This is a genomic window from Bacillus sp. FG16 (assembly GCF_057809515.1).
Window position 1 is genome coordinate 17,243 of sequence record NZ_JBMDKC010000075.1, and the last position, 10,566, is coordinate 27,808.

9 protein-coding genes are annotated in these 10,566 nt (G+C 36.5%); 5 read left to right on the forward strand and 4 right to left on the reverse strand.

What is annotated here, in order from left to right; genetic code table 11:
• The first annotated feature begins 356 nt into the window (after positions 1 to 356).
• Together ahpC and ahpF are read left to right on the forward strand one after the other, a co-directional pair.
• A complete protein-coding gene (ahpC, locus tag ACODS7_RS22845; RefSeq protein ID WP_000924420.1) occupies positions 357 to 920 on the forward strand; it encodes an alkyl hydroperoxide reductase subunit C in 564 nt (187 codons plus the stop codon).
• A 14-nt stretch (positions 921 to 934) separates the two neighbouring features.
• Positions 935 to 2,461 (forward strand): alkyl hydroperoxide reductase subunit F, encoded by a 1,527-nt coding sequence (gene ahpF / locus ACODS7_RS22850; protein ID WP_000599506.1) that lies wholly within the window; start codon positions 935 to 937, stop codon positions 2,459 to 2,461.
• Between the two features lie 34 nt (positions 2,462 to 2,495).
• Here ahpF and ACODS7_RS22855 read toward each other — a convergent pair whose 3' ends face one another.
• Together ACODS7_RS22855 and ACODS7_RS22860 are read right to left on the reverse strand one after the other, a co-directional pair.
• Positions 2,496 to 3,101, reverse strand: coding sequence for an SAM-dependent methyltransferase (locus ACODS7_RS22855; RefSeq protein ID WP_243168450.1), 606 nt, complete (start codon positions 3,099 to 3,101; stop codon positions 2,496 to 2,498).
• Between the two features lie 275 nt (positions 3,102 to 3,376).
• Positions 3,377 to 4,492: a M20 peptidase aminoacylase family protein gene (locus ACODS7_RS22860; protein WP_243168451.1), complete on the reverse strand. Its 1,116-nt coding sequence runs from the start codon at positions 4,490 to 4,492 to the stop codon at positions 3,377 to 3,379.
• 293 nt (positions 4,493 to 4,785) lie between these two features.
• Between ACODS7_RS22860 and nhaC the strand changes: the two genes are divergently transcribed.
• A complete protein-coding gene (gene nhaC, locus ACODS7_RS22865) occupies positions 4,786 to 6,207 on the forward strand; it encodes a Na+/H+ antiporter NhaC (RefSeq protein ID WP_000711525.1) in 1,422 nt (473 codons plus the stop codon).
• Here nhaC and ACODS7_RS22870 read toward each other — a convergent pair.
• Positions 6,196 to 7,467 (reverse strand): hypothetical protein, encoded by a 1,272-nt coding sequence (locus tag ACODS7_RS22870; protein WP_043937487.1) that lies wholly within the window; start codon positions 7,465 to 7,467, stop codon positions 6,196 to 6,198. The genes nhaC and ACODS7_RS22870 overlap by 12 nt on opposite strands.
• A gap of 93 nt (positions 7,468 to 7,560) precedes the next feature.
• On the opposite strand from ACODS7_RS22870, the gene ACODS7_RS22875 reads away from it, so the two are divergent.
• Together ACODS7_RS22875 and ACODS7_RS22880 are read left to right on the forward strand one after the other, a co-directional pair.
• Positions 7,561 to 8,670 (forward strand): mandelate racemase/muconate lactonizing enzyme family protein, encoded by a 1,110-nt coding sequence (locus tag ACODS7_RS22875; protein ID WP_029441482.1) that lies wholly within the window; start codon positions 7,561 to 7,563, stop codon positions 8,668 to 8,670.
• A 14-nt stretch (positions 8,671 to 8,684) separates the two neighbouring features.
• Entirely contained in the window at positions 8,685 to 9,380 is a 696-nt protein-coding gene (locus tag ACODS7_RS22880; protein WP_224981473.1) for a GNAT family N-acetyltransferase, read from the forward strand.
• An 83-nt stretch (positions 9,381 to 9,463) separates the two neighbouring features.
• Here ACODS7_RS22880 and ACODS7_RS22885 read toward each other — a convergent pair whose 3' ends face one another.
• On the reverse strand, positions 9,464 to 10,117 hold the full coding sequence (locus ACODS7_RS22885) for a DEAD/DEAH box helicase (protein WP_488827653.1): 654 nt from the start codon (positions 10,115 to 10,117) through the stop codon (positions 9,464 to 9,466).
• Between the last annotated feature and the right edge of the window lie 449 nt (positions 10,118 to 10,566).

A 10,566-nucleotide genomic window follows, 5' to 3' on the forward strand; every position in this document is an offset into this window, starting at 1 on the left:
TTCATTTTATTTTATTTATCACAAAATTCTTTGTAAAATAGAAGTAAGCAGTTCCTTTTCAAAACTACAACTTCTAAGAAATATTTCCTTCCTAAGAAATTAAACTTACACACTAAACTTTTCAAACACTCATCTAAAATTTATAGACTTAAAATTACCTTTCCATTCCCTGATATCCTTAATTGAGAATAAATATTAATTAAATTGGTATAAAGTTGGTTTATTCTCTTGACAAAATAACCACTTCTATATGATAATTAATATCGAATTAGAATTATTATAGTTAATTAAAAAATATATTTTATGAGCACACTATTTTTTGATGCTCAAAACCAACATTTAGGAGGAATTTTAACATGTTATTAATCGGCACAGAAGTAAAACCGTTTAAAGCTAATGCTTACCATAATGGAGAATTTATCCAAGTTACTGACGAAAGTTTAAAAGGAAAATGGAGTGTAGTTTGTTTCTACCCAGCTGACTTCACATTCGTTTGCCCAACTGAACTTGAAGACTTACAAAACCAATATGCAACTCTAAAAGACTTAGGCGTTGAAGTATACTCTGTATCTACAGACACTCACTTCACTCACAAAGCATGGCATGATAGCTCAGAAACTATCGGCAAAATCGAGTACATCATGATTGGTGACCCAACTCGCACAATCACTACAAACTTCAACGTTTTAATGGAAGAAGAAGGTCTTGCTGCTCGTGGTACATTCATCATCGATCCAGACGGCGTTATCCAATCTATGGAAATCAATGCTGACGGTATCGGCCGTGACGCAAGCATTCTTGTTAACAAAATTAAAGCTGCTCAATACGTACGTAACAACCCAGGTGAAGTTTGCCCAGCTAAATGGCAAGAGGGTTCTGCAACACTTAAACCAAGCCTTGACCTTGTAGGCAAAATCTAAGGAGTTCGATCAAAATGATACTAGATGCAGATATAAAAACACAACTATCCCAATACCTTCAGTTAATGGAGAACGATATTTTACTTAAAGTAAGCGCAGGAGACGATAACGTATCTAAAGATATGTTAGCTCTAGTAGACGAATTAGCTACTATGTCATCTAAGATTACAGTAGAAAAAGTTGAATTAGAGAGAACACCAAGCTTTAGCGTAAATCGCCCTGGTGAAGACACTGGTGTCGTATTCGCTGGTATTCCATTAGGACACGAATTTACTTCATTAGTTTTAGCTTTACTACAAGTTAGTGGACGCGCTCCAAAAGTTGAACAAAAATTAATCGATCAAATTAAAAACATTCAAGGCGAATATCATTTTGAATCTTATATCAGCCTAAGTTGTCATAACTGTCCTGATGTTGTACAAGCTCTTAATGTAATGAGCGTTCTTAACTCTAGTATTACACATACTATGATTGATGGCGCTGCATTCAAAGAGGAAGTAGAAAGCAAAGACATCATGGCAGTACCAACTGTTTACCTAAACGGCGAATCTTTCGGAAGCGGTCGTATGACACTTGAAGAAATTTTAGCTAAAATGGGTAACGGTCCAGATGCATCAGAGCTTTCTGATAAAGATCCATACGATGTTCTTGTTGTTGGTGGCGGCCCTGCTGGTGCAAGTGCAGCAATTTACGCAGCACGTAAAGGCATCCGCACTGGTATCGTTGCTGAGCGCTTCGGTGGTCAAGTAATGGATACTATGGGTATTGAGAACTTCATCAGCGTGAAAAAGACTGAAGGTCCTAAGCTAGTAGCAAGCCTTGAAGAGCACGTAAAAGAATACGACATCGATGTAATGAATCTACAACGTGCGAAACGTTTGGAGAAAAAAGAACTTATTGAAGTGGAACTTGAAAACGGCGCTATTCTGAAAAGTAAGAGCGTAATCGTTTCTACAGGTGCTCGCTGGCGTAATGTTGGCGTACCAGGTGAAGCTGAGTTCAAAAATAAAGGTGTAGCATACTGCCCACACTGTGACGGTCCATTATTCACTGGAAAAGACGTAGCAGTTATCGGCGGAGGTAACTCTGGTATTGAAGCAGCTATCGACTTAGCAGGTATCGTTAAGCACGTAACTGTTCTTGAATTCATGCCAGAATTAAAAGCTGATGCTGTATTACAAGAGCGTCTTAACAGCTTACCAAACGTAACTGTTCTGAAAAACGTTCAAACGAAAGAAATCACTGGTACTGATAAAGTAAACGGTATTTCTTACATCGATCGTGAAACTGAAGAAGTTCATCACGTTGAATTACAAGGTGTATTCGTACAAATCGGTCTTGTGCCAAACACAGACTGGTTAGGCGAAACAGTTGAACGCGCTCGCGGTGAAATCGTAACAGACAAGCACGGCGCTACAAACGTACCAGGAGTGTTTGCTGCAGGTGACTGTACAAATAATCCGTACAAACAAATCATCATCTCTATGGGTTCAGGTGCAAACGCAGCTTTAGGTGCATTTGATTACTTAATCCGTAACTAATAAAAAAACAGGTGCCTTGGCACCTGTTTTTTTATTACCCTAATGTATAAACTAAAAACCTCTCATTCCCATTCTTCTCATAAGCACCTGGCAATCTAACTTCTTTCTTCAGCTCAAACGCAGTCTGATTTTTTAAGAAGAAAATATAGTCCTCAGAAGGATAATATAAAATAATATCCACTTCTCTCTCCAATTCTTCTACTGAAAGCAAAATGTTATTTACTACATTCATAAACACTTGTACCGAAAATGGATTAAAGAAGTAAAACCTATTATCATGCGGATCAATCTCATATTCCTGCGCTAAACAACATTGGAATTGAATTTTCCCCTTACTGTTTCGTGCCTTTCGTGCATAACGATCTCGATTATCCATTGCTTCTTTATAAAACTCTTCATTCATTTCAATTCCAACTGCTGATGCACCACACTTATGGTGCATATAAAAGTTTAATCGCCCTTTTCCGCACCCAAAGTCTACAATTCGGTCGCTACTTCGTATTTTATATCGATTCAGTAACTCATCTAATCCGCTATATGGCGTCGGTTCATAACGGTGATAATGCATAGACTTGTTAAATCCTTTTTGCTCACCGACTGTTTTTATATGTAAAACTGCATCGTAATATTGTTCGTTCATTCGTTTTCTCCTATTAAAAAATGGTACTTATTATTATACACCATATACTGGAGGCTCATTTTTTATCAAATTAACAGGTACGTGAAATTATATTAACGATTTTCTTAATATATCTATCGTAACTTCAAATATATTAACGATTTTCTTAATATATCTATCGTAACTTCAAATATATCAACGATTTTCTCAATATATCTATCATAACTCAAAATATATCAACGTTTTTTCAAATATATCGATTTGCCGACAATTCACGACAAAAAAACAGGAGCTCTCTAGCCCCTGTCTTCTAACACTTTCAATACAGTTTGTTTCAATATTTCTACCCCATCCATAATACAACTATGATCAAACCTCATATACGGATGGTGTAATCCAGGTTGTAGGTTTGCTCCTAGTCCAAGCATGACAGCTTTTAAATGTGGTCTTTTGACTGTATAGTAATGGAAATCATCGCTTCCCGTCGTATAGAGCGGTCCCATACATCTCTCTTCCCCATACGCTTCGAGAATACCTTTACGCATAAAGCGCTCTGCTTCTTCAGAAACCTCCGCTCCTGGTGCAAGATCCATCCATTCGTATGAAGTTTTTGATCCCATCGATGCTGCTGATTCTATGACATGCTCAATCTTTTTCTTTAATTCTTCTAATAGTATATTACTCTCTGCTCTTACATCTAAACTGAAATGACCATTTCCCGGAATAATATTTAAATTATCACCACCAGCTTGGCATCTCGTCATTTTTACTGAATAAGAACTTTGCGGTGGCAGCCAAATATTTTTCAAACCGATATTAATCATGGAAATGACATCAATTGCATTCACACCTTGGTGTGGTCTTGCCCCGTGTGCATCCTCCCCATGAATCATACCCTCTAAAAATCCTGCTGCTCCATGGCGAATAGATGAGGCTGCTTGTTTCAAAGATAGTTCTTCAATCGGTCTTAGATGGACACCAAATAAGAAATCAGCATCATCTACAGCACCTTTCTCCACCATCTTCAAAGCACCATTACCCTTCTCTTCTGCCGGCTGAAAAATAAATCTAACCGTACCATTTTTCCATCTCATATTTTTCAATTGTAAAATAAGTCCCATTACAATAGTCATATGAGCATCATGACCACATGAATGGTTCGCTTTAAATTCTCCATCTACTTCTTGCCAAAGTGCATCCATATCAGCACGAATCGCAATAACTGGATTCCCGCCTCCAATCTCAGCAATTACACCTGGACAATCATCAAATGTTCTATATGAAATTCCTTCTTCTTTTAAAAAGTCAGTAATATACGCTGTCGTTTCATATTCTTTCCAACTTACTTCAGGGTTTTCGTGTAAATGCTGAAAAATCTCCGTTAAGCGCTCTTGTAGTTCTAATGTTTTCAACGTTCCAGTCTCCTTCCCACATTACAAACGATTCGGGTTAATTATACTTATGAAAAACAGATGTTTTTATGAACATATTGAATTTTAAGAAAAAAGTCAATTGTTTATTTTTAAATACTTAAAAAGCTTACTACTCACCTATATTACAAACTAAACAAACAACTAGAACATTCCTTATTTTCTGTTTTTTATGTTGACGCTTACATAAACTTTTAGTTATCATAACCTAATAAACGTCTATTTTACGACAATTCCAAAAATACAAACAAACATACGTAACAAGGAGGAACTTTATGAAAAAAGAAATACCTTTTGGAATAGCGATTATCCCTATTATCATTACGGTTGCAGTTATGATGGTTACAATTGTTGTATTAAAACAAACCCCTCACGTTCCACTTATTATCGGTACAACCGTTGCTTCTATTGTCGCTTGGCGTTATGGTTACAAATGGAATGATCTTGAAGAAGCAATGTATAAAGGGATTCGTCTTGCATTACCTGCTATCGTCATTATTATTCTTGTTGGCTTAACAATTGGTGCTTGGATTGGCGGTGGAATCGTCGCAACGATGATTTATTACGGTTTAAAACTTTTAACTCCATCACTATTTTTAGTTTCCATTACCGTCATTTGTTCTATCGTTGCATTAGCAATTGGTAGTTCCTGGTCTACAATGGGAACAATTGGTGTTGCTGGAATGGGAATTGGCCTAAGTATGGGAATTCCAGCTCCAATGGTTGCTGGTGCCATTATTTCAGGCTCTTATTTTGGCGATAAAATGTCACCGCTTTCAGATACAACTAACTTAGCCGCAGGATTAACAAATACAGATTTATTCGCACACATTCGTCATATGTTATTTACTACAGTTCCAGGTTTAATTATTACTCTTATCGTCTACGCGGTCTTAGGAAGAAGCTTCGGCGCTAACAATATTGATGCGAAAAGCATCGATCAAACGTTACAAGTATTGCAACAAAATTTTGTTATCTCGCCTTTCCTACTCATTATACCCGTAGTCGTTATGGTATTGGTCGCTAAAAAAGTCCCTGCTATACCAGCGATTCTCGTCGGTATTATTTTAGGATTCTTATCACAAGTCTTTATTCAAGGTGGTTCTGTCTCAGCATCTGTCGGTGCACTCCAAGCTGGATTTGTTATAGACACTGGAAACAAGCTAGTAGACGAACTATTTAACCGCGGTGGCTTAGATTCGATGATGAATACAGTCTCTATGACAATTGTCGCTATGACTTTCGGAGGAGTATTAGAACATACAGGTATTCTTCGCTCAATTGTAAATCAAATTTTAAAGTTAGCGAAATCAGCAAAAGGGCTTATCGCTTCTACTATCGCATCTTGTTTTGCAACAAACCTTACTTGCTCTGAACAATATATTTCAATTGTTGTCCCTTCAAGAATGTACGCAAATGCATACACGGAAAAAGGACTACATTCAAAAAACTTATCCAGAGCATTAGAAGATGGTGGAACATTAACTTCTGTCTTCGTTCCTTGGAATACGTGCGGTGTATTTATTCTCGCAACACTTGGCGTAGGTGCATTTGAATATGCTCCTTATGCTATTTTGAATTTCATCGTACCTATTATCTCAATCATTTATGGTATAACAGGCTTCACAATTGTAAAACTATCAGACATTGAAAAAGCAGAACTACTAAAGAAACAAAAAGCTCAACTAGAAGCTTAAAAATAGCGGTAAATTCAGTTCATATAGTGCGCGAGGTCGCCCTTGTTGATAGGGCATTTCCTCGCCGCAAATATGAGCATACCCGTAATCAACTAATTTCTTTAACAACCTTTCTGTCGATCTTCGAGTTACTTGTAAGTACTCAGAAAGGTCAGCTGCTGTAAACTTCAATGACGAGTGCGATTGACTAAATTGAATGATTTTTGACAAGTTGGCCGGACTAAGCTTTGTTTCCTTCGCTATTTTCATTAGTTCCGGATTATCATTTTTCAAACTTTGTACTCTCTGTTCTTTCGGGAACGGACCAAACAAATCTTTATCACTTGTTAGTATATAAAAACAACGATCTATTGGATTATTCTTTGCAAAACTTTGAGCGATTTTTGCATTTTGCTCCGCTTCTTTCACGTTTTTTCCATAACCAAATCCAATTGCTATCGTTCCTTCTACGCTCGCAAACAAGTTATTTATCGCATTTGTTTTAATAATTGATTCGATATCACCACGAGTTGTATACAAAATGCATGTCATTTCATCCACTTGTTTAAATGAACCACGTAGTTCTTTTGAAATGACATCTAGTTTTTCAAGCAAACTCGTTCGTAATTCTAAGGAAGAAATAATACAAGCACCAACAGTAGCTGAATAGCTTTTTGCTAACTCAGCTTTTATTTTCGCATCTTTTAGCCCATGTATAATGGACTGTGTTGGATCAATCATACGCTCTGAAGGAACACCTATTTTTTGAAGCTCATCGTAAACAGCGTGAATACTAGTTAAAGCTAAATGAGCCTCTCCAGATTGATATTTAGCTACATGAAAATCAATAACTCTATTTATCTCATCTTTACTCCACAGCATATTTTCATAATCCAACACTTGCGGACTTTCTTTTATACCGATATCATGGAACACATTTGTAATAAACGAGCGGTCTACTAAATCGATGGAAATGTTATGTGGTTGAATACTTTGATGATACATGATAGAAAGAATTGAAGATGCGACAGTTGTCTCGTCTTGCTGTAAGTATGTACTTGGAATTCGTAATTGTTCTCTTATTTCTTTTGCCATATAATAAGGTAAAGCACCTGAGAAAAAGATGACATCACAAGGCTTTAGACACTTTAAAAGTTCAGAAGATTCCGTCGGATGAAGGTAAATATATGGATCAATTTCTATTCCCTCTAATTTTTGAGCAATAGGAAAAAGGTTCTCCATAAACTCCTTTGAACCGACAACTGCAATTTTTATCATCATTTTCTCTAACTCCTTATCATTAATTAACGACTATTTAACGTCAACTATATCAAATGTATAAAACTATTGTAAACAGGAAGGGGTTTCTATTCAATGAAAATTACAGCTATTCATCTTTACGCAATTCGTTTACCGCTTCGCAATCCGTTTGTTATTAGTTATGGTTCTTATTCTGATATGCCCTCTATTATCGTCAAAATGGAAACAGATGAAGGTATTATCGGTTACGGTGAAGGCGTTGCTGATGATCACGTCACAGGTGAATCATGGGAAAGTACTTTCCATACTTTAAAACATACGCTAGCCCCTGCTCTAATTGGGAAAAATCCAATGAATATCGAAAAAATACACGACATGATGGACAATACAATTTACGGTGTTCCAACAGCAAAAGCCGCAATTGATATTGCTTGTTTTGATATAATGGGCAAAAAACTAAATCAACCTGTATATCAATTAATTGGCGGGCGCTACCATGAAGAATTCCCTGTCACTCACGTTTTAAGTATTGCCGATCCAGAAAACATGGCTGAAGAAGCTGCTTCTATGATTCAAAAAGATTACCAATCTTTCAAAATGAAAGTTGGTACAAATGTAAAAGAAGATGTAAAACGTATTGAAGCTGTACGAGAACGTGTAGGAAATGACATCGCTATTCGCGTTGATGTAAACCAAGGCTGGAAAAATAGCGCAAACACATTAACAGCACTTCGTTCATTAGGACATTTAAACATTGACTGGATTGAACAACCTGTTATCGCGGACGATATTGATGCCATGGCTCATATCCGTTCTAAGACAGACCTCCCGCTTATGATTGATGAAGGACTAAAAAGTTCTCGTGAAATGCGCCAAATTATTAAATTAGAAGCTGCTGATAAAGTGAATATAAAATTAATGAAATGCGGCGGCATATATCCAGCTGTAAAGCTCGCTCATCAAGCTGAAATGGCCGGTATTGAATGCCAAGTGGGATCAATGGTCGAATCATCTGTTGCCTCTTCCGCAGGATTCCATGTCGCTTTCTCAAAAAAAATCATTACGAGCGTAGAGCTAACAGGACCATTAAAATTCACGAAAGACATTGGAAACTTACATTACGATGTACCATTCATTCGCTTAAACGAAAAGCCCGGACTCGGCATTGAAATAGACGAAGATACACTACAAGAACTAACCGTCTTTCAAGACGTTGTACGCTAAAGGAGGACTATCATATGACGGCTCTATACGAAGGAACATTAAAACAAAATAACGAATCATTTCACGTTACATTACTATCACTAGAGCACATCGAACAAATTTTATCACTACAAAACATTGTAGTTGAAGCACTAGAAGATAAAAGTCGTTTACAACCACTCTCACAAGAAGAATTTCAATACATTCTAGAAGGAAACGGCATGATGATCGGTGCTTTTATCGAAAACGAACTCATCGCATTTCGCGCTCTACTCGTCCCGCCTATCGATGATGAACATTTAGGGCTTGATATTGGCTTGCCAGAAAGTGAACTGCACCGCGTCATCTATCAAGAAATCTCAAACGTTCATCCAAACTGCCGAGGAAATGGCATGCAAAAAATATTAGCAAACGTCATCATGGACGAATTGCAAAAAGAAGATAGCAAATATGATTATGTATGCTGCACCGTTGCTCCTTTTAACATTCCGAGCTTGAAGGATAAGTTTGCGCAAGGGATGGAGATTGCTGCATTGAAGGAGAAGTATGGTGGTAGTCTGCGGTATGTTTTTGTGAAGAAATTGCGCGGAGATAAAGAAAGCGATTGGACGGATGTTACGAGCGTTCCGATGAGTGATGCTGGTGGACAGCAGGCGTTGCTTTCGGAGGGGTATCGTGGGTATGAGATGGTAAAACTAAATAATACTTTTTTCGTTAAATTCTCCAAATAATCACCTATTATAAAAAACAAATGACCAATGCATCTTACTTCTCATTGGTCATTTGTTTTAATGTATCCATTCAATAAATAATTTTACTTATTCATTGAATGGATATTTTCCCTCTGAACCTTATCTACATTATCTACTATAGATTTATAATACGGTTTCTGAGAAAATCGTTTATAATCACCTACTACATAAAATTCCTTTTTGGCTCTTGTAACTGCAACATTTAACAAATTAGGCTTCGAACATGACCAATTAGCCGCACTATCGCTATTCATATCTGTGCCAGTTATAAAATAAACAACATCTGCTTCCTTTCCTTGAAATGTATGAACAGTACCTATAGAATTTTTCAAGAAATTTTTAATTAACGTACGAGGGATGTTCATATTCTTCAATTTACTTTCCAACTCTTGTTTCATACTATCCTTGACTGCAGTAAAAGGAGAAATTATATATACATTTGGCGGTTTTGAAATATTTGTCCATAGGTGCACAATATGCTCTATTACTAATTTTCCTTGTTGCTCTACAAATTGGCGGTCTGTGGTCAAACCTTTACAGTCAAACCACACACTCTTTCCTCGCTCTTTTTGAGCTAATACCATTTTATTTTCGTAAGCTATTTCATTAGCTATTGTAAACATTGGATCTAAACACCTTCTATGAACCCATAATGGTGTTCCAATCCATTGTCTAGAATTATTAAATGTACCATATGGATTTGCTAAATCTGCCAATGTTTGAACAGAACTTCCCATATCAATATATTTATTCTCTATACTAAAATATTTTCTAATATCCCCTAAAATTGTTTGGTCGATTGTGACAACTGGCTCAATTTGAATAGGGTCCCCAACTACTATTACATTCTTTGCTCTCCATATAGCACCAGCTGCCTGTTGCGGACTTGCCTGTCCTGCTTCATCTATAAATAATTAATGCTATCCTTTCCTATACCTTTATACATAGAACTAAAACTTGCAAAAGTCGTACTGATTAAAGGAGTAATTAAATGAATTGTTTCCCAAATATTTTTTAAATACCTTTTATTCTCCTCATCATTCAAATTTAACTTTGTGCGATTATTAAGTAAACGTATAGTAGATTTAATCGCTTTAAAATTGAACGCAAGTATATAAGTTACGTTTAATATTTTAACAATTGTTCAGTTCCTAACCTTTGAAGC

Excerpts from the sequence above, each read along its gene's own strand:
- ahpC (WP_000924420.1), top strand. The coding sequence starts at position 357 with ATGTTATTAATCGGCACAGAAGTAAAACCGTTTAAAGCTAATGCTTAC.
- ACODS7_RS22880 (WP_224981473.1), top strand. The coding sequence starts at position 8,685 with ATGACGGCTCTATACGAAGGAACATTAAAACAAAATAACGAATCATTT.
- ACODS7_RS22870 (WP_043937487.1), bottom strand. The coding sequence starts at position 7,467 with ATGATGATAAAAATTGCAGTTGTCGGTTCAAAGGAGTTTATGGAGAAC.
- ahpF (WP_000599506.1), top strand. The coding sequence starts at position 935 with ATGATACTAGATGCAGATATAAAAACACAACTATCCCAATACCTTCAG.
- ACODS7_RS22855 (WP_243168450.1), bottom strand. The coding sequence starts at position 3,101 with ATGAACGAACAATATTACGATGCAGTTTTACATATAAAAACAGTCGGT.
- nhaC (WP_000711525.1), top strand. The coding sequence starts at position 4,786 with ATGAAAAAAGAAATACCTTTTGGAATAGCGATTATCCCTATTATCATT.
- ACODS7_RS22875 (WP_029441482.1), top strand. The coding sequence starts at position 7,561 with ATGAAAATTACAGCTATTCATCTTTACGCAATTCGTTTACCGCTTCGC.